The sequence below is a fragment of the Roseateles sp. genome, assembly GCF_046300915.1.
Classification (GTDB): Bacteria; Pseudomonadota; Gammaproteobacteria; order Burkholderiales; family Burkholderiaceae_C; genus Kinneretia.
Genome location: NZ_JBKCLH010000121.1, coordinates 1 through 19447 on the forward strand (window position 1 = coordinate 1; position 19447 = coordinate 19447).

Consider the following 19447-nt stretch of genomic DNA (forward strand, 5'->3'; position numbering starts at 1 on the left):
GAGGGGGCGCTGCCTATCCTTGGGGCGGCCCGGCGGATAGGCCGGCCCGCCACACCCCGGAGAGCACCATGATCTCAGCCTATGCCGAGTTGCATTGCTTGAGCAACTACTCGTTTCTGCGCGGCGCCTCGACACCGGCCGAGCTGGTGGAGCGCGCGCATGCGCAGGGTTATGCGGCGCTGGCCTTGACCGATGAATGCTCGCTGGCCGGCGTGGTGCGGGCCTACACCCAGCTCAAGCGCCTGCGCGAGGCCGAGGGCCCCGAGGCCGCCCTGCCCCGCCTGCTGATCGGCGCCGAATTCCTGGTGCGCGACGACGCAACGGGTGAGCCGGACTTCAAGATCGTCGCGATCGCCCGCGATCTGGAGGGCTACGGCAATCTCTGCCAGTTCATCACGATGCTGCGGCGCGAGAGCGCCAGCAAGGGCCAGTACCGGCTGCGGCGCTCCCAGCTGATGCCGGGGCGGCTGGCGGGCTGCCAGATCATCCTGCTGCCGCGCCGCGAGGCCAGCGAGGCCGAGCTGCTGGCCCCGGCCCTGTGGCTCTTGCGCCATCACCCGGGCCAGGCCTGGATCGGCGTGGAGCTGCTGCGCGAGCTGGGCGACGAGCTCTGGCTGCAGCGCCTGCGCGCGGTCTCCGAAGCCACCGCCCTGCCCCTGCTGGCCTGCGGCGATGTGCATATGCATGTGCGCTCGCGCAAGGCCCTGCAGGACGTGATGACAGCCACCCGCCTGGGCCGGCCGGTGCGCGACTGCGGCTTCGATCTGCAGCCCAATGCCGAGCGCCATCTGCGCAGCCGCCTGCGCCTGGCCCAGCTCTACCCGCCGGAGCTGCTGGCCCAGAGCCTGGTGCTGATGCAGAGCTGCACCTTCTCATTGGACGAGATCCGGTACCAGTACCCCAGCGAGGTGGTGCCGCCGGGCGAAACGCCCAGCAGCCATCTGCGCCGGCTGACCTATGCAGGCATGGCCAAACGCTGGCCGGCCGGCGTGCCCGCGCCCTGGCGCGAGCGCATCGAGCATGAGCTGACCCTGATCGAGGAGCTGCGCTACGAGCATTACTTCCTGACCGTGGCCGATATCGTGGCCTATGCCCGCTCCATCGGCATCCTCTGTCAGGGCCGGGGCTCGGCGGCCAACAGCGTGGTCTGCTACTGCCTGCACATCACGGCCGTGGACCCGGGCCGCAGCACCCTGCTGTTCGAGCGCTTCATCAGCCGGGAGCGCAAGGAGCCACCGGACATCGATGTGGACTTCGAGCATGAGCGCCGCGAGGAGGTGATCCAGTACCTCTACCGCAAGTACGGCCGCGAGCGCGCCGCCCTGGCCGCCACCGTGATCAGCTACCGGCCCAAGAGCGCGATCCGCGATGTGGGCAAGGCCCTGGGGCTGGACGAGGCCCTGCTGGAGCGCCTGGCCCTGGATCACCATGGCTGGTCCGAGGAGTCCCTGCCCGATGCGCGCCTGCACCAGCTCTGCGAGGAGCTGGGGCTGGACGAAGAGGGTCAGGGCTTGCGCCAGCTGGTGCAGCTCTCGCGCCAGCTCATGGGCATGCCGCGCCATCTGAGCCAGCATGTGGGCGGCTTCGTGCTCACCCAGGGGCCGCTGGACCGGCTGGTGCCCATCGAGAACGCGGCCATGGCGAACCGCACCGTGATCGAGTGGGACAAGGATGACCTGGACTCGGTCGGGCTGATGAAGGTGGATGTGCTGGCCCTGGGCATGCTGAGCTGCCTGCGCCGCTGCTTCGACTTCTACCGCCAGTGGCGTGGCGTGGCTCATGAGCTGGCCAGCATCCCCGAGGGCGATGTGCCGACCTACGACATGATCTGCAAGGCCGACACCGTGGGCGTGTTCCAGATCGAGAGCCGCGCCCAGATGTCCATGCTGCCGCGCCTGCAGCCGCGCAACTATTACGACCTGGTGGTGGAGGTGGCCATCGTGCGGCCCGGGCCCATCGAGGGCGGCATGGTGCACCCCTATCTGAAAAACCGCGCCGACCACCGCGCCGGCCGCACCATCGACTACCCCCAGGGTCTGAAACCGGCGCTGGAGCGCACCTTCGGCGTGCCCATCTTCCAGGAGCAGGTGATGCAGGTGGCCATGATCGCCGCCGACTTCACGGCCGGCGAGGCCGACCAGCTGCGCCGCGCCAGGGCGGCCTGGAAGCGCCCCGGCGACCTGCAGCAGTTCTACGACAAGATCGTCAGCAATATGCGCCGCAACGGCTACGCGGACGAGTACGCCGAGCGCATCTTCAAGCAGATCAAGGGCTTTGCCTCCTACGGCTTCCCCGAGAGCCATGCCGCCAGCTTTGCCCTGCTGACCTATGTCTCGTCCTACATCAAATGCCACGAGCCGGGCATCTTCCTCTGCGCCCTGCTGAACTCCCAGCCCCTGGGCTTCTACACCCCCAGCCAGCTGGTGCAGGACGCGCGGCGCCACGGCGTAGAGGTGCGGCCGGCCGATGTGTGCCAAAGCCTGGAAGAAAGCAGCCTGGAGCCGGCCCCGAGCAGTCACACCGGCCTGGCCGTGCGCCTGGGCCTGCATCTGGTCGCGGGCCTGGCGGCCGAGGCCGCCCGGCGCATCGTCGCGGCGCGTGCCGAGGCGCCCTTTGCCGATGCACAAGACCTGGCCCTGCGCGCCCGGCTCGAGCAGCGCGAAATGCAGCAGCTGGCCGCGGCCGACGCGCTGCAGTCCCTGGCCGGCCACCGCCGCCAGCAGGTCTGGCAGGCCACGGCCTGGCAGCGCCTGCCGCCCCTGCTGCGCGAGGCCGGCGCGCACGAGGTGGAGGCGGAGGCCCAGCTGGCGCTGGAGGCCGCGCCCGAGGGCGAGGAGGTGCGCTGGGACTATGCGGCCACCGGGCTGAGCCTGCGCCGCCATCCCCTGGCCCTGCTGCGGCCCCAGCGGGCCGAGCGCGGGCTCAAGAGCTCGGCCGAGCTGGCCGACTGGCGCAGCGGCCGCAGCGCACGCAGCTGCGGCATCGTCACGGTGCGCCAGCGCCCGCAAACGGCCAAGGGCACCATCTTCATCTCGCTGGAGGACGAGCATGGCAGCGTGCAAGTCATCGTCTGGGCCGATGTCTATGCCAAGTACCGCTCCACCATCATCAGCGCGCGCCTGCTGGCCGTGCAGGGCCGCTGGCAGAAGCAGAACGGCGTGGCCCATCTGCTGGCCCAGCATTTCGAGGATCTGAGCCCGCTGCTGGGCGCCATCTTCACGCCCAGCCGCGATTTCCACTGAAGGCCGGGACAGCGCCGGGCTCCAACGCCTTGGGGATGGTGCGCGCACGCCAGGCGCCTAGCATCGCCCCACCCCCACTGGCATTGGAGCGTGCGATGGACTATCCCGGCCGTGTGATCAAGCAGGGCGAGCAGGACGCCGCCCTGGTCAGGGCGCTCAAGCGCCAGCTCAATGAGGCCCTGGCCCTGCGACCGGGCGGCGAGGGCCTGCAGCCCCTGGACCAGAGCAACCCCAATCTCGGGCCGGCCATGAAGCAGGCGGTGCGCCTCTTCCAGGCCCGCCATGTCGATGCCCAGGGCCGGCCGCTCAAGGCCGATGGCGAGATCGGCGCCATCACCTGGTCCGTGCTCTTTCGCCAGCTGAGTGCGCCCAGCCCGCAGGCGAGCGGCGACGCCCTGCTGAGCAAGGTGCTGCAGATCGCTGGGGCCGAGTGCAAGCGCGGCGTGCGCGAGATTCCGCCCAACTCCAACCGCGGCCCCGATGTGGAGAAGTACCTGGCGCGTGTCGGTCTGGGCGGCGGCTACCCCTGGTGCTGCGCCTTTGTGTACTGGTGCTTCGATGAGGCGGCCCAGGCCATGCATCGCGCCAATCCCATGCTCCGCACCGCCGGCTGCCTAGCGCACTGGCAGGGCGCCACGACCCATGGCGCGCGCCGCATCACACGCAGCCAGGCCCTGGCCAACCCTGGCCTGATCCAGCCCGGCATGATCTTCATCATGGACTTCGGCGGGGGCGCCGGCCACACCGGCCTGGTCGAGCGCGTGGGCGGCGGCCTGATCGAAACCATCGAAGGCAATACCGACGCCAGCAAGACGCGAGAGGGCGGCGGCGTCTACCGGCTCACGCGCAAGCTGCTGGACATCAACAAGGGCTTCATTGACTACGGTGGCCTCTGAAAGCCGGCCGGTGCGCAGCGTTATGCTCAACAGCACTCAAGACCTGCCCCCGCCATCGCCACGCCATGGAATTTCGACTGGTTTACGAAGGCCCCCTGCATGGCCAGGGTGCCAAATCGCCGCACAAATGGGAGATACGCCGCGCCCTGCATCCACAGCTGCAGCGCCTGTGGCAGACCCAGCGGCCGCTGCGCGAGCAGGCCGCGCATCTGCTGGCCCACCCGGCCCTGCCGGACCGGCCCTCCCTCATCATCGAGAAAGGCGGACTGCTCTTCGCGCCCCTGGTCAGCCCCAAGCTCGATCTCTATGCCGAACTCTCGGTGCTGCTGCTGCGCCAGCAGCCGCGCGGACAGCTGATCACCGATGGCGGCGATATCGACAACCGGCTCAAGACCCTGCTGGACGGGCTGCGTGTGCCCCACGGCTCCAACGAGGGCCGCGCCGAGCCGCCCGAGCCCGCCGACCCCAGCCCCTTCTTCTGCCTGCTGGAGGACGACGCCCTGGTCAGCAAGGTCACGGTGGAGTCCGACCAGCTGCTGCGCCCGGCACCGCCCGATGAGGTGGTGGCCATCATCAGCATCCATGTCAAGAAGACCACGCTCACCCCGCTCAATATGGCGCTGTGAGCCCGCATTTCCAAGGAGAAGCCTATGAAGACCGGACTGCCACGCCTGCTCACCCTGCTGGGCCTGCTGCAACTCGCCGCCTGCGCCCAGTCCCCAGGCGCCGCGCCCACCCAGCCCGCGGCACCGGCGGTCCAAGACCAGGCCGCGGCCGATCCGAAGCTGACGGCACAGGCCCGGCCCTGGCGCCTGGTGGAGCTGATGGGCCAGCCCGTCAAGCCCGATGAGCAGGGCCGCGTGCCCACCCTGATCTTCAGCGCCGATGGCGCCTCGGTCAGCGGCTTTGCGGGCTGCAACAGCTTCAGCGGCCAGGCCTCCCTGGGCCAGGGTCCGCAGCGCCTGCGCCTGGGGCCGCTGGCGGCCACGCTGCGGGCCTGTCCCGATATGACGCTGGAACAGCAGTACCTGCGCATGCTGGACCAGGTGGACGGCTACTTCGCCGACGGACGTCAGCTGCACCTGCACCGCGCCCGCATGGCGCCGCTGGCGCGTTTCGAACAAAGCGCCCCCTAGGCTAGGCCCGACCTCATCCCAGGGCGCGCTTGGCTCGGCCCCTGCCCACCAGGGTAGGCTGCGACACCGCAGGCGCAGCCAGCCCCTGGGCCAAATGGTCCACCAGGGCGCGCAGGCGCAGGGGCAGAAAGCGCTGGCTGGGCAGCACCGCGTGCAAGGGCATGGGGCGGCCCACCCAGTCGGGCATCACCTCCACCAGAGCCCCGCTGGCCAGGCTGTCGCGCACATCCAGCTCGCTCTTGTAGGTCAGACCGCGCCCCTCCAGCGCCCACTGGTGGGCAATGCCGCCATCATCCGCGCTGCGCTGGCCCTGCACCGCCACCACCAGGGGCGCACCCTGGGGCGCGGCGCGCGACCAGAAGGCCCAGTCGCGCTCCAGCCGGTTGCCGATCTTGAAACGTATGCACTCATGGCCGTCCAGCGCCTGCGGATGGCGGGGCCAGCCGCGGCGGCGCAGATAGTCGGGTGAGGCCACCAGCAGGCGGCGACCGCTCCAGAGCTGGCGCGCCACCAGGGCGGAGTCGGCCAGCTCGCCGTAGCGCAGGGCCAGGTCCACCTGGTCACGCACCACGTCCAGCAGGGAGTCGCCCACCTGCAGCTGCAGCTCCACGCCGGGGTGCCGGGCCAGGAACTCATCCAGCAGGGGCAGCAGCACCCGCCGCGTCAGGTCGCTGGAAGCGCTCACGCGGATGCGCCCGCGCAAGCTCGCGGCCGCCGCGGCACCAGCCCGCCCGGGCGCGGCGCCGCCCTCGCTGAGCTGGGCCACGCCTTCTTCGAGCAGCTCCAGCACGCGCTGGGCATAGTCGCGCAGCTGCTCGCCGGCCGCGGTGAGCCGCAGGGCCCGGGTACTGCGCTCGGCCAAGCGCACACCCAGCCGCGCCTCCAGGCGCTTGAGCAGGGCACTGGCCGCGGCCGGGGTGATCTGCAGCTCGCGCGCCGCAGCGCTCAAGCTACCGCCGCGGGCGCATTCCACCAGCAGGCGCAGCTCCTGGATATTTTCAATTTCCATTTGAAACTGATAGCGATTCAAGCGTCTTCATTGATTCTGCCCCAGCCCTCAAGATTCGGCCATCGCGCCCGGTTGGTGGCGCTTCAGGAGAAAGCATCAGCATGAAAGCCGTCGGTTACTTCAAGAGCCTGCCCATCAACGATCCCGAGTCCCTGCTGGACCTGGAACTGCCCACGCCCACGCCGGGGCCGCAGGACCTGCTGGTGGAGGTGAGCGCCATCGCCCTCAACCCCGTGGACACCAAGGTGCGCCTGCGCCGCGCCAGCGCCGATGGCCAGACCCCCGTGGTGCTGGGCTGGGATGCCGTGGGCGTGGTGCGCGCCCTGGGCTCGGCGGTGCGCGGCTTCGCCCTGGGCGACCGGGTCTGGTATGCGGGCGACATCACCCGCCCCGGCAGCAATGCGCAGTTCCAGGCGGTGGATCACCGCATCGTGGCCCGCGCCCCGGCCTCGCTCAGCGACGCCGAGGCCGCCGCCCTGCCCCTGACCGCCATCACCGCCTGGGAGCTGCTCCACGACCGTCTGCAGGTGCAGCAGCAGGCCGAGCGCCCGGTGAGCCTGCTGGTCACCGGTGCGGCCGGCGGCGTGGGCTCCATCCTTGTGCAGCTGGCCCGCCAGCTGCCGCATCTGCGGGTGGTGGGCACGAGCTCCGAGCCCGAGGGCGCGGGCGGCGCCTGGCTGCGCGAGCTGGGCGCCCACCATGTGATCAACCACCGCGAGCCGCTGGCGCCGCAGATCACACGCCTGCAGGCCGAGCAGGGCCTGCCGCCGCTGCGCTATGCCGCCAGCCTGACGCACACGCCGGCGCATTTCGCCGATCTGGTGGCCGCGCTGGAGCCGCAGGGCCGCCTGGGCCTGATCGATGACTTCGGCCCCGGCGATATCGATGTGATGGCGCTCAAGGGCAAGGCCCTGTCCTTGCACTGGGAGATGATGTTCACCCGCTCCATGCACGGCACGCACGACATCGCCGAGCAGGGCCGGCTGCTGGCCGAGGTGGCGCGCCTGGTGGATGCCGGCCAGCTGCGCAGCACCCTGGCCGAGGTGATGAGCCCCATCAACGCCGCCACGCTCAAGCGCGCCCACGCCCAGCAGGAAAGCCAGCGCCAGCGCGGCAAGCTGGTGTTGCAGGGCTTCTGAGCGCGGCCGGCCTCAGCCGCCCAGCTGGGTCACCAGATCGCGGATCAGGTGGCCCGCGATGGAAAAGCGCGGCGGGATGCCCGGCAGGGCGTCGAGCGGGAACCACTGCGCGTCCTCGATCTCGCCGGCCTGGGGCACGATCTCACCGCCCGCCCACTCGGCCGTGAAGGCCAGCATCAGGCTGTGCGGGAAGGGCCAGCTCTGGCTGCCGTAGTAGCGCAGGCCCTGCACGCGCAGACCCACCTCCTCCAGCACCTCGCGGTGCACGCAGTCTTCCAGGGACTCGCCCGCCTCCACAAAGCCGGCCAGGGCGCTGTACATGCCCGGCGCGAAGCCCGGCGCCCGCGCCAGCAGCAGCTCCGGGCCGCGCGGGCCTGTGCGCCAGATCAGGCACATCATGGCCGGGCTCAGGCGCGGATAGGCCGTGTGGCCGCAGGCCGGGCAGCGCCGCGCGCGTTCCTGCGCCAGGGCCTCGGTGGCGGTGCCGCAGACCCCGCAGAAGCGGTGCGCTCGGTCCCACTCCAGCACCTGGGCCGCGCGTCCGGCCAGGGCCATCAGCGGCCCCGGCAGGCTCATCATCGCGGCGCGCAGGCTCTGCGCCTGCCAGCCCGGCGGCGCCTCGGCCAGACGCAGAGCCCAGCAGTCCAGGCCGTCCAGCCGGCCCAGATAGTGGCGGGCCTGCAGGCCGCCCTCGAAGTGCTGCAGCGCCAGCGGGGCCAGGCCTTGCTCGGGCAGCGCCTGCGGCAGCAGCAGCCGCCCCTCCACAAAGGCGAAACACCAGGCGCTTGCACTGGCGGACTGAGCATCGGCAACGATGGCGGCTTGGAATTCCATGTACTCACTGTAGCGTCCGGGCCTGCACCCCGGCCTATCGCGCGCCCCGCCGACAAGGCCCTAAAACGGTGCAATTCGGTTGCCTGGCGCACTCGTCGCGGGCTACATTGCCCGCAGGTGATCGCCACTGCAGGCGCACCCAAGGGAGACAAAAAATGCTGCTTGACGCCTTGTTCGCGCGCGTGCCGAGCGTGCGCGCCCGCCTGACCCTGCTGACCGCCCTGCTCTGCCTCTTGATGGCCCTGCTGGCCCTCGGGGGCATGCTGCTGCTGTCCCAGGCCAACGAATCCTTGCGAACGGTGTACGACGACAGGGTCGTCCCCTTGCGCCAACTCAAGACCGTGTCGGACATGTATGCGGTGAACCTCGTGGACACCACCCACAAGGTTCGCATGGGCAGCCTGGACTGGGCCCAAGGCGCGCGCCTGGTGGACGAAGCCGGCCAGAAGGTAGCGCAGGAATGGCGGGCCTATACCCAGACATATCTGGTCGCGCAGGAACGCACGCTGGTCAGCGAGATCACGCCCTTGATGGCGCGTGCCGAAACGCTGCGAATGCGCCTGCTGGCCCTGATGCAGGCCCGTGACTTGGAGGGCCTGGAGCCACTGGCGCGCGAGCAGCTCTACCCCACCATCGACCCGCTGAGCGACAAGCTCAATGCCCTGGTCGAGGTGCAGCTGCAGGTGGCTCAGCAGGAGTACGACAAGGGGCTGCGCCGCTACGAGCAGGCGCGCTGGAGCGCCCTGCTGGGTCTGGGCGCGGCCTGCCTGCTGGGCATAGGCCTGGCCGGGGTGATCACGCGCCGCATCCTGCGTTCCCTGGGCGCCGAGCCCAGCGCGGTGCGTGAGGTGGCCCAGGGCATCGCCCGCGGCGCCCTGAACCAGCCTATGGCCGTAGCCCAGGGCGACCAGAGCAGCGTGATGGCCTTCATGCACAGCATGCAGCGCAGCCTGGCCAGGGTGGTGGGAGAGGTGCGGGTGAATGTGGACGAGCTGCACGCCGCCTCGGGTCAGATCGCCCAGGGCAATCTGGACCTGTCCAGCCGCACCGAAGAGACCGCCGCCACCACCCAGCGCGCCAGCGCGCGCCTGGACGAGGTGATGCAGCGCCTGCGCCAGCGCATCGTGCATGCGGGCGAGGCACGCAGCCTGGCCGAGGCCAGCCAGGCGGTGGCGCGCCAGGCCGGTCAGGAGATGCAGGCCGCCATCGAGGCCATGCGCGGCATCGATGGCTCCACCCAACGCATCACCGAGATCATCGGCGTGATCGACGGCATTGCCTTCCAGACCAATATCCTGGCCCTCAATGCCGCGGTGGAGGCCGCGCGCGCCGGCGAGAGCGGCCGCGGTTTTGCCGTGGTGGCGTCCGAGGTGCGCGCCCTGGCCCAGCGCTCGGCCAACGCGGCGCGCGAGATCAAGGGCCTGATCGGCGAGGCGGCCACCCGCAGCGAGCAGGGCACGCAACAGATCGAGGGCACAGGCCGCACCCTGGCACGCATGGTGGACGAGATCCAGCGTCTGAGCAGCCTGATGACGAGCCTGGACCAGAGCTCGGGCCAGGACAACGAGGACATTGCCGAGCTGCAGTTGCAGGTGCATGAGCTGGACCGGGTGGCGCAGCAGAACGCGGCCTTGGTAGAGGAGATGGCGGCCTCCAGCGAACAACTCAAGGACCAGGCCGGCCGCCTGGCGCAGGCGGTGCAGGTGTTCCAGGTCTGAGCTTCAAGCCGCCGCGGGCGGCATGGCGGTGCGGGGCTCAAAGCTGCGATGATGCGCGGCGCCCCGCCCCTCAGCTTTCCATGCAACTGCTAGGCCAGCCCCATCAGCTCAGCTGCCCGCAATGCGCAGCCACCATGCAGCATCTGGGCCTGCCCGCCCATAGCGGGCGCAGTGTGCCCGTGGACCACTGCCCGCCCTGCCGCCTGGTCTGGTTTGACACCCTGGAGTCCGTCCAGCTCAACGGCCTGGGCTGGATTGCGCTGCTGCGCGAATTGCAAGAGCAGCCGGGAACGCCCGTGGCCACGGTGGCGAAAGGCGCCACGATGCTGGACTGCCCGCTCTGCCGCCGCCCGCTCAAGCCCGTGCAGAACCAGACCCGGTATGGCCGTTTTCCCGCGCTGGAATGCAGCGGCTGTGGCGGACATCTGCACAGCCATGCCGGCGTGCTGGCCGAACGCGGCCTGGTGCGCGCCGTGCTGCCGGCCGATCGCGGCGCGCTGCAGCGGGAGGGTCGCAGCCTTTGCTGCCTCAACTGCGGTGCACCCGCACAGGGCTCAGAGACACAGTGCCGCTACTGCGAGAGCCCGCTGCAGATGCTGGACCTGCCGCGTCTGACCCAGGCCTTGCGGCCAAGTCCGGGCCGTGATCCCGAGACCGGCGCGGCACGAGCTGCCGCCGCCCTGTGGGCCTGGGCCTGCCATGGCTGCGGCGCGGCGCTGGACCCCGGCCGCCAGACGCACTGCGAGCACTGCGGCCATGCGGTGCTGGCCCCCTCGCTGCTGGACCTGAATCCGCTGCTGGACAAGCTGGAGGCGCAGTGGCGCCAAGACATCGCCTCCCGCCAGCCGGCCTCCACCGCACGCCCGACACGGCGCCCACGCGACTGGCGCGATACCGGCTTGGCGCGCTTGCTGCACCGGCTGCGGCCGGACGAGGATGTGGGCAGCACGCAGGCCTGGCAGGCCGCGCTGGGGCTGGGCCTGCTGCTGCTCTGGTGGCTGTTCTTCTAGCCGCTCACTCGGCCGGCGCCCGGCTCAGAAGTGGATGCCGCGCATCATCTGCTGCAGCGCGATGGCTTCGGCAGAAAGCTGTGAGCGCCCCGCCTTGTCGCCCCGCGCCGCCTCGCTGTCGGGGAACATGCGGAAGCTGGTGTTCATCACGATCTGGGCCACGCGCGGCAGCAGGGCGTGCAGCAGCTGGCCCGTGATGCCCAGTCGCGTGGCGATGCGCACCGGCTTGGCGATGCAGGCCTGGGCGATCATGTCCGCCGCCTCTTCGGGCGCCAGGGTGGGCCCATTGTTGTAGATCTGGGTGGGCGCGATCATGGGTGTGCGCACCAGGGGCATATTGATGGTGGTGAAGGTGATGCCCAGATCCGCGTACTCGCTGGAGGCGCAGCGCGTCCAGGCGTCCAGCGCAGCCTTGGAAGCCACATAGGCCGAGAAGCGCGGCGCATTGGTCAGCACGCCGATGCTGGAGATGTTCACCACATGGCCGCGCTTCTTGGCCACCATGCCGGGCAGCAGGCCCATCGTCACGCGCAGGCAGCCGAAGTAGTTGAGCTGCATGGTGCGCTCATAGTCGTGGAAACGGTCGTAGCTGCTCTCGATGGCACGGCGGATGGAGCGGCCGGCGTTGTTGATCAGGAAGTCCACGCCGCCGAAGTTCTCGTTGATCCAGGCCACCATCTCGGCGCAGCTCTGCTCGTTGGCGATATCGGCCGAGTAGCTGTGGACCTGGGCCTTGGGGCCGGCATGTTCGCGGATCTCCTTGAGGGCGGCGGCCAGCTTGTCCTCGTCGCGGGCGCAGATCAGGGTGATGGCGCCGGCCTCGGCAAACTTCTTGGCCGCGGCCAGGCCGATACCCGAGGAGCCGCCCGTCACCAGCACCACCTTGCCGGCCGTCGCGCCCTTGAGGCTGCGGTCGATAAAGAGGTCGGGGTCGAGATGGCGCTCCCAGTAGTCCCACAAGCGCCAGGCATAGTCGTGCAGATTGGGGCAGCGTATGCCCGAGCCCTTGAGCGCCTTCTCGGTCTCGCGGCAGTCAAAGCGCGTGGGGTAGTTGATGAAGGTGAGCATCTCGTCCGGCAGGCCCAGATCCTTCATCACCGCATTGCGGATGCGACGCACCGGCGCCAGGGCCATCAGCCCCTTCTTCACGCTCTTGGGAATGAAGCCCAGCAGGGCCGCATTGACGAACAGGCCCATCTTGGGCGCATGAGCGGCCTTGGAGAAGATGTCCAGCACATCGCCCACGCGGTAGCCCACCGGGTCCACGAGGTGGAAGCAGCCGCCGCTCTTGCGCTCCTGGTGGCTGATATGCACCAAAGCGTCCACCACAAAATCCACCGGCACGATATTGACCCGACCGCCCTCCAGGCCCAGGGAGGGCATCCAGGGCGGCAGGATCTGGCGCAGGCGCTGGATGAGCTTGAAGAAGTAGTAGGGGCCGTCCACCTTCTCGGCCTCGCCGGTGCGCGAGTCGCCCACCACCATGGCCGGCCGGTAGACGGTCCAGGGCCGCTTGCATTCGCGGCGCACGATCTTCTCGCTCTCGTGCTTGGTCATGAAGTAGGGGTGATCGAGGTTCTCGGCCTCGTCGAACATGTCCTCGCGGAACACGCCCTCGTACAGGCCCGCCGCTGCGATGGACGAGACATGGTGAACATGCCCGGCGTCGATGGCCTGCGCGAACTCGACCAGGGCGCGGGTGCCCTCGATATTGGCCCGCACCTGGGCCGCCTCGGGTGCGGCCAGGTCGTAGATGGCGGCCAGATGGAAGACATGCTGGATCTGCCCCTTGAGCGCCTTGATCTGCTCGCTCGCCACGCCCAGGCGCTTGGCATCCAGATTGCCGTACACCGGAATCGCCCGGTTCTTGCTGACGCCCCAGAAGGCCAAGAGCTCGGGAAGCTTGTCCGCGCTCTCCTCGCGCAGCAAAAAGTACACCGTGCTGCCGCGTCGGGCCAAGAGCTTGGCCACCAATCGCTTGCCGATGAAGCCCGTCGCGCCGGTCACGAAATACTGCATGCCTCGTCTCCTGAATAGCAGTGAACACCCATGAAATCCTGGGTTTGGGCTCGATTCTTGTCCAGGGCCAAGAGCCCCAAGCTGCGCGCTTTCCCGGAGTCGTCGGTAGAGCACACTCACTAGGATTGCGCGTGGTTCTGCCACGGTACGGGCCTATAGTGGACCCAAGCACCGATTCCATCGACGACACAGAAGGACTGCACATCATGGTCAAGAAGCTTCAGAAGATGGCCGCCAAGAAAAAGGCCGCTGAGAGCACCGCCATCCCCGGCATTCCCGCCGGCCTGCTGGACAGCGCCATCGCCCAGTCGGTCAAGGATTCGGCGCAGCAGATCTGGGCCGCGGGCCTGGGCGCCTTCTCCAAGGCCCAGGGCGAGGGTGGCAAGGTCTTCGAGGCCCTGGTCAGCGAAGGCATGAAGCTGCAGAAGAAGACCCAGAGCGCCGCCGAGGAACGCCTGTCCACGGTGACGGCCAAGATGAGCGGCATGGCCGGTGAGGTCGGCGCCAAGGCCGGCCAGCATTGGGACAAGCTTGAGTCCATCTTCGAGGAGCGCGTGGCCAATGCGCTCAAGCGTCTGGGCGTGCCCACGGCCAAGGAAGTCGAGCTGCTGATCGCGCGCATCGATGCGCTCAGCGCGGCCATCAACCCGCCCGCCAAGAAGGCCGCCAGCAAGAAGGCTGCGCCGACCAAGGTCGCCCCCAAGGCGGCACCGAAGTCCGCCGCCAAGGCAGCGACCAAGCCGGCCGCCAAGAACGGGGCCGCGCCCGCTGCCAAGAAGTCACCCGCGCCCCGCAAGGCAGCAAGCCCCGCCAAGAAGCCGGCCTCCGCCGCACCGGCAGCACCCGCCGTGGCCAAGAAGGCCGCGCCGGCCCGCAAGCGCAGCGCGGCGCCCAGCACACCGGCCGCCGCAGCCTGAGCACCGCGGAGGCGGCTGATCCACGATGAGTTCCCCGCGTTCCCCGGCCCGGCCGCCGCGCATTGGCTTGGCCCTGGCCGGCGGCGGACCGCTGGGAGCCATCTACGAAATCGGCGCCCTGTGCGCGCTGGAGGACTCCATCGAGGGTCTGGACCTGCGCCGCTGCGCAAGCTTCATCGGCGTCAGCGCCGGCGGCTTCATTGCCGCCGGTCTGGCCAACGGCCTGAGCCCGCGTGAGCTCTGCGCCGCCTTCATCGAGAACAGCGGTCCGGAGCAGGACCGTTTCCATCCCGAGCTGATGCTGCGCCCAGCCTGGGAGGAATACGCCCAGCGCCTGCAGCAGCTGCCCAGCCTGCTGGGGCAGGCCCTGTTCCAGAGCCTGCTGCAGGGGCGCTCGGTGCTCGCCGCCTTTGAACGCCTGGGCCGCGCCCTGCCCACCGGTCTGCTCTCGGGCGAGGCCCTGGCCCGCCAGCTGCACGAGCTGTTCCAGCGCCCTGGTCGCAGCGACGACTTCCGCCAGCTGGGCAAGCGCCTGGTGCTGGTGGCCACCGATCTGGACAGCGGTGAGGCCGTGCCCTTTGGCATGCCGGGCCACGACCATGTGCCCATCTCGCGCGCGGTGCAGGCCAGCGCGGCCCTGCCAGGCCTGTTCCCGCCGGTGGAGATCGACGGCCGGCACTATGTGGACGGCGCCCTCAAGAAGACCATCCACGCCTCGGTGCTGCTGGAGGAAGGTCTGGATCTGCTGATCTGCCTCAACCCCCTGGTGCCCTACGCCGCCGGTCATCAGCACTCCCGCATCCCGCGCCTGGTCGATGGTGGCCTGCCCCTGGTGCTGAGCCAGACCCTGCGCTCCCTGATCCATTCACGCCTGGAGCTGGGGCTCAAGCGCTACACCCTGAGCCATCCGCAAACCGACATCCTGCTCTTCCAGCCCGACCCGCAGGACGCCGAGATGTTCATGGCCAACACCCTGAGCTACAGCCGGCGTCGCCATCTGGCCGAGCATGCCTTCCAGTCCACGCGACAACATCTGCGCGCGCGCAGCCCCAGCCTGATAGCCCAGCTGGAGCGCCACGGTCTGCGCCTGCATGAAGGCCGGCTGCGCGACGACTCACGCCGCCTGGTCGGCCGCGCCGGCAGCCCTGCGGCTGCCCGCACCGAGGCTGCGCTGGGGCGCCTGCATGACTGCCTGGATCAGCTGGAAGAGCGACTCAAACCGTGACGTAGTTCACAGACTGGCGCAATCGCCCCTGCTATCGCGGGGATGTCGAGCAAGGCAGGCCTGCAGACAATGACCCCCATGCATCGCTCACCATGCGATGCCTCACCACCCACCGGAAACCATGCGCACACTCGCCATTGCCCTGCTTGCCAGCCCCTTGATCGCCAATGCCGGCACCGTCAATCTGATTCAGAACGGCAGCTTCGAGTCCAACCAGGTCGCGACCTGGGCCAATTTCAACAGCCTGAGCAGCTGGACTGCGGGCTCCCTCGGCGTGGAACTGCGCAACAACACCTCCGGCAGCGCCCTGGACGGCAAAAACTTCGTGGAGCTGGACACCACGGGCAATAGCTGGATCAGCCAGACTTTTGCCACCGTGGTCGGCCAGACCTACACGCTGAGCTTTGCCTATGCCCAGCGCCCCGACCAGAAGAAGCCGAGCAGCGATGGCAAGAGCAGCAATGGCCTGCTCTGGTCGGCCGGCAATGTCAGCTCCTTCCTGGTGGGCCAGGACGCCAACACCGCCTGGACCCCCGTGGTGGCCCAGTTCAAGGCCACCAGCAGCAGCACCACGCTGAAGTTTGAGGCGGCGGGCCTTTCGGACTCGTACGGCACCTCGCTGGACAGTATCAGCGTCACCAGCGCCGTCCCCGAGCCCAGCAGCTATGCCCTGATGCTGGCCGGCTTGGCCGCCATGGGCCTGGTAGCTCGCCGCCGCGCCCAGCGCAACGGCGTCTAAATCTCTCGACGTCCAAGCCTGTCCTCGGCGGCACGCCAAATGTGCCGCTGCGACTGACTTGGCTTCGCGTCAGATCGACGGTTTTACAAAACTTAAGACAGCAAAAGCAACTGCCGAGGGATAGTCGAACTCCGCAGCTGCTTTTCGGCTGATGATGTCGCGCCTTGCCGCTGGAGATGCCGATGTAGGCGTTCCAGCGGCATTTTCGTCATCGCACGGCCACTCTCGATACAGGCTCATCGCACTCAAGAGCCGGGGCAGGGGTGGGCTTGCCAAGGCATGATGTGGACTGCGGCAAAGCGTTACTGCGACCGCATCACACGCCGTGAAACTCGCTCGGGGCCGGCTGCCCCGCCGAGCCGGCGTTTTCATACACCCAGGCCTGTCAACGCCCCATGATCACCGTGCTCTATGCGCATCCCTACCCCCGGCATTCAAGAGCGGGGAGTGAACTGCAAAGAGGCATACAGGGCCTGCCCCAGGTCCAGACCCGGAATCTGTACGCGCTCTATCCCGACTTCCATATCGATGTGGAAGCGGAGCAGCAGGCCCTGCTGCGCAGCGGCACCATCGTGCTGCAGCACCCGCTGTACTGGTATCACATGCCGGCCTTGCTGACCCTGTGGTGCGAGAAGGTGCTCGCGCATGGCTGGGCCTATGGCCACGCCCCCGACGGCAGTTCGGCACGGGCCCTGGCGGGGAAACGCCTGCTGTGGGTCGCCACGACGGGTGGCGACCGGAGCGCCTACAGCGAAAGCGGCTACAACCACTACCCCATGGAGCGCATTGCCACCCCCATCGAGCAGTTGGCGAGGTTCTGCGGCATGGAATGGTTGCCGCCCTACACCGTCTATCACGCCGGTGCGCTGCGCGATGAGGAGCTGCTGCTCGCGGCACAAGGCTACCGGACTCGCCTGATCGAGGAGCTCGTCTTTCACGGCCTGGACCCGGCCCCGAGCGCCGGCGAGGAGCCACGCCATGAAGGCTGAAGCCAGCGTTCTGGTCTACATCCTGATCTACCTTGCGGCCATGGTCCTGGTCGTGCCCCTGGCCAGACGCTTCGGCCTGGGCGCTGTGCTGGGCTATCTGCTGGCGGGGGTTTTGATCGGCCCCTATGGCCTTCAGCTGGCGGACGGCAGCCCGGGCGTGGCCCTGCTGGCGGAGCTGGGCGTGGTGCTGATGCTCTTCACCATCGGCCTGGAGCTCGACCTCAAGAAGCTCTGGTCCATGCGGGCTCAGGTGCTGGGCCTGGGCCTGTTGCAGATGCTGGTCACCGGCTGCGTGCTGGGTCTGGCCGTGCTGAGCTGGGGCCTGCCCCCGCTGCCGGCCCTGCTCATCGGCCTGACGCTGGCCCTGTCCTCGACCGCAGTGGCGGTGCAGCTCATGAACGACCGCCGCATCATGGCCACCCCGGTGGGCAAATCGGCGTTTGGCATCCTGCTCTTCCAGGACATGGCGGCCATCCCCCTGCTGATCGCCACCAGCGTCCTGTTTCCGAGCAGCGGCGCTCCCACGTTCAAGGCCTGGCCTGCCCTGGCCGCCGTGGTCGGACTGATCCTGGCCGGACGCTATCTGATCGGTCATGGCTTGCGATGGATTGCCGCCAATGGCTCACGCGAGCTCTTCGTGGCCGCCGCACTGCTGCTGGTGATCCTGGTGATGGAGCTGATGATCAGCGTGGGCGTGTCGGCGGGGCTGGGTGCCTTCATCGCCGGCGTGATGCTGGCCAGCTCCGAGTACCGGCATGAGCTGGAGGCGGACCTGGAACCCTTCAAGGGCCTGTTCCTGGGGCTGTTCTTCATCACCATCGGAGCCGGCATCAACCTGGGACTGCTCGCCCAGTTGCCCCTCACGATTCTTGCCCTGCTGCTGGCCTTTATGGCGGTGAAGTTCCTGACCTTGTATCTGCAGGCCTGGCTGGCCGGCATGAGTGTGAGAGAGCGCCTGAGCTTTGCGACGCTGCTCGGCCAAGGTGGAGAGTTCGGCTTCGTCGTGATCGGTGCTGCCTTGGCGGGCTCCATGCTCAGTGCCGAGCATGCGGGTCTGCTCAGCCTCGTGATTGCCTTGTCCATGGCGGCTTCACCGCTGCTGATGAAGCTCAACGACCTCGTGGCGGCACGCTATCTGAGCCAAGCCGAGACAGCGCCCGAACGCAGCGATCCGATGGAGCACAGCCCGGTCATCATTGCCGGCTTCGGTCGCTACGGCCAGATCGTGGCGCGCCTGCTCTTGTCCAACGGCATGAGTGCCACGGTGCTGGACCATGGTGCCCAGCACATCGCGAACATGCAGCAGTTCGGCTTCAAGATCCACTACGGTGATGCCGCCCGGCTTGACCTGCTGGAGGCGGCTGGGGCTCACCACGCTCAGGTGCTGGTGGTGGCCGTGGACGACCGGGAGACGGCCCTGCAGATCGTCAGCATCGCCAAGAAACACTTCCCGCATCTGCGACTCGTGGCGCGCGCGGTCGACGTTCCCCATGCTTACGAACTCATGCGCCTGGGTGCCGACGTGATCGAACGCGAGCTGTTCGAAAGCTCGCTGCTGGCGGGGCGACGCGTACTCGAGTTCCTGGGCTTTGATGCACATGAGGCTCGCGAACTGGCCGACCGCTTCCGCGCCACGAACAAGGCCCAGTTGCAAGCCAGTGCGAAGCTCTCCACAACACTGGAGCGCAAGGAGTTCATCGGCCTGCTGCGTCGCAACCGCGAGGAGCTGGAGCGGCAGCTGAGTCAGGAAGCCCGCATGCCGCGAATAGTCAACAGCTGGCGCCAGACCACGGATCGCCCCGACAGCTGACTTGGCCGCTCGTCAATGATGACGCGTCAGCCATTGCCATGGTGCCTGCGCCGCATCGTGGCTTAACACTCCTTAAGACAGCTGGCCGCCGGTTTGCACCAAAGTTCGGCCTCGCACAACGAAGGAGTGACGAGATGAAGCACGTACTGGCGATTTGTCTTGCTGCAGCCCCAGTATTCGCCCAAGCAAATCTGCTGCAGAACGGCAGCTTCGAAGCAAACTCGCAAGCCCTTGGCAGCCGGTGGAGCTTTCTGAGCAACCCAGCAGGCGGCTGGCTTACGCCGCGCGGCGCGGTGGAACTGCATACAAGGTCGTACGCGTCCCCCTCAGCACAAGAGGGAAGCAATGCCATCGAATTGGAGGGGCAATGTGGCTTTTGCCAGCTCAGCCAGAGCTTCGCCACCGTCGTGGGACAGAGCTACGAGATCAGCTTCTGGATCGCGCAACGCTTTGACTCACTGGGTGCGCCGAGCAACGGGCTGACTTGGCAGGTCTCCGCCAGCCCCGCGGTTGAACTCGTCGGCCAAGACAACAATAAGAGCTGGACCCAGATCAGACGCAACTTCTTGGCCAACGAGTCTCAGACCACGCTGACTTTTGCTGCGGCGGGCGCCCAGGACGGCTACGGCACGCTGTTGGACGATGTGTCGATCGTCCCGCTGAGCCCCATCCCCGAACCTCCAAGTTACGGACTGATGGGTGCAGGCTTGGTCGTGATCCTGTGCGCGGCATGGCGCCGCAAGAACAAGAAGCGCTGACCGGCT

At 68.4% G+C, this 19447-nt stretch carries 16 protein-coding genes; 13 read left to right on the top strand and 3 right to left on the bottom strand.

Translation table 11 applies throughout. The features are described 5' to 3' along the window. Nucleotides 1–68: 68 nt before the first annotated feature. From ACK5F2_RS08920 to ACK5F2_RS08935, 4 genes are all read left to right on the top strand, one after another. On the top strand, nucleotides 69–3242 hold the full coding sequence (locus ACK5F2_RS08920; RefSeq protein WP_409864175.1) for an error-prone DNA polymerase: 3174 nt from the start codon (nucleotides 69–71) through the stop codon (nucleotides 3240–3242). Between the two features lie 95 nt (nucleotides 3243–3337). Next, nucleotides 3338–4138, top strand: coding sequence for a CHAP domain-containing protein (locus ACK5F2_RS08925; RefSeq protein ID WP_409864176.1), 801 nt, complete (start codon nucleotides 3338–3340; stop codon nucleotides 4136–4138). A 65-nt stretch (nucleotides 4139–4203) separates the two neighbouring features. Further along, the gene (locus ACK5F2_RS08930) at nucleotides 4204–4764 is read left to right on the top strand and encodes a hypothetical protein (RefSeq protein WP_409864177.1); all 561 of its coding nucleotides are present in this window, start codon (nucleotides 4204–4206) and stop codon (nucleotides 4762–4764) included. A 24-nt stretch (nucleotides 4765–4788) separates the two neighbouring features. Next, entirely contained in the window at nucleotides 4789–5274 is a 486-nt protein-coding gene (locus tag ACK5F2_RS08935) for an META domain-containing protein (RefSeq protein WP_409864179.1), read from the top strand. Nucleotides 5275–5287: 13 nt separating this feature from the next. Here the strand turns inward: ACK5F2_RS08935 and ACK5F2_RS08940 are convergent, their stop codons facing one another. Next, nucleotides 5288–6283: a LysR family transcriptional regulator gene (locus ACK5F2_RS08940; protein ID WP_409864180.1), complete on the bottom strand. Its 996-nt coding sequence runs from the start codon at nucleotides 6281–6283 to the stop codon at nucleotides 5288–5290. A 101-nt stretch (nucleotides 6284–6384) separates the two neighbouring features. Here ACK5F2_RS08940 and ACK5F2_RS08945 point away from each other — a divergent pair, with 101 nt between their 5' ends. Next, nucleotides 6385–7422, top strand: coding sequence for a zinc-binding alcohol dehydrogenase family protein (locus tag ACK5F2_RS08945; RefSeq protein ID WP_409864181.1), 1038 nt, complete (start codon nucleotides 6385–6387; stop codon nucleotides 7420–7422). Nucleotides 7423–7434: 12 nt separating this feature from the next. Here ACK5F2_RS08945 and nudC read toward each other — a convergent pair whose 3' ends face one another. After that, nucleotides 7435–8256: an NAD(+) diphosphatase gene (nudC, locus tag ACK5F2_RS08950; protein ID WP_409864182.1), complete on the bottom strand. Its 822-nt coding sequence runs from the start codon at nucleotides 8254–8256 to the stop codon at nucleotides 7435–7437. Nucleotides 8257–8411: 155 nt separating this feature from the next. Here nudC and ACK5F2_RS08955 point away from each other — a divergent pair, with 155 nt between their 5' ends. Beyond that, nucleotides 8412–9974 carry a methyl-accepting chemotaxis protein gene (locus ACK5F2_RS08955; protein WP_409864184.1) on the top strand — a complete coding sequence of 521 codons (1563 nt, stop codon included), beginning with the start codon at nucleotides 8412–8414 and terminating at the stop codon, nucleotides 9972–9974. Nucleotides 9975–10054: 80 nt separating this feature from the next. Continuing rightward, nucleotides 10055–10984 carry a zf-TFIIB domain-containing protein gene (locus ACK5F2_RS08960; protein ID WP_409864186.1) on the top strand — a complete coding sequence of 310 codons (930 nt, stop codon included), beginning with the start codon at nucleotides 10055–10057 and terminating at the stop codon, nucleotides 10982–10984. A gap of 24 nt (nucleotides 10985–11008) precedes the next feature. Here the strand turns inward: ACK5F2_RS08960 and ACK5F2_RS08965 are convergent, their stop codons facing one another. After that, nucleotides 11009–13003, bottom strand: a complete 1995-nt coding sequence (locus tag ACK5F2_RS08965; protein ID WP_409864187.1) for an SDR family oxidoreductase — start codon at nucleotides 13001–13003, stop codon at nucleotides 11009–11011. Nucleotides 13004–13209: 206 nt separating this feature from the next. Between ACK5F2_RS08965 and ACK5F2_RS08970 the strand changes: the two genes are divergently transcribed. From ACK5F2_RS08970 to ACK5F2_RS08995, 6 genes are all read left to right on the top strand, one after another. Then, the gene (locus tag ACK5F2_RS08970; protein WP_409864188.1) at nucleotides 13210–13920 is read left to right on the top strand and encodes a phasin family protein; all 711 of its coding nucleotides are present in this window, start codon (nucleotides 13210–13212) and stop codon (nucleotides 13918–13920) included. Between the two features lie 25 nt (nucleotides 13921–13945). After that, complete coding sequence (locus ACK5F2_RS08975) at nucleotides 13946–15145, top strand: patatin-like phospholipase family protein (RefSeq protein WP_409864189.1); 1200 nt, start codon at nucleotides 13946–13948, stop codon at nucleotides 15143–15145. Nucleotides 15146–15266: 121 nt separating this feature from the next. Then, a complete protein-coding gene (locus ACK5F2_RS08980; RefSeq protein ID WP_409864190.1) occupies nucleotides 15267–15884 on the top strand; it encodes a PEP-CTERM sorting domain-containing protein in 618 nt (205 codons plus the stop codon). 395 nt (nucleotides 15885–16279) lie between these two features. After that, nucleotides 16280–16873, top strand: a complete 594-nt coding sequence (locus ACK5F2_RS08985; RefSeq protein ID WP_409864191.1) for an NAD(P)H-dependent oxidoreductase — start codon at nucleotides 16280–16282, stop codon at nucleotides 16871–16873. Next, nucleotides 16863–18683 carry a cation:proton antiporter gene (locus ACK5F2_RS08990; RefSeq protein WP_409864193.1) on the top strand — a complete coding sequence of 607 codons (1821 nt, stop codon included), beginning with the start codon at nucleotides 16863–16865 and terminating at the stop codon, nucleotides 18681–18683. Before ACK5F2_RS08985 ends, ACK5F2_RS08990 begins: the two co-directional genes overlap by 11 nt. Before the next feature lie 134 nt (nucleotides 18684–18817). Then, nucleotides 18818–19441, top strand: a complete 624-nt coding sequence (locus ACK5F2_RS08995) for a DUF642 domain-containing protein (RefSeq protein ID WP_409864194.1) — start codon at nucleotides 18818–18820, stop codon at nucleotides 19439–19441. The last annotated feature ends 6 nt before the right edge of the window (nucleotides 19442–19447 follow it).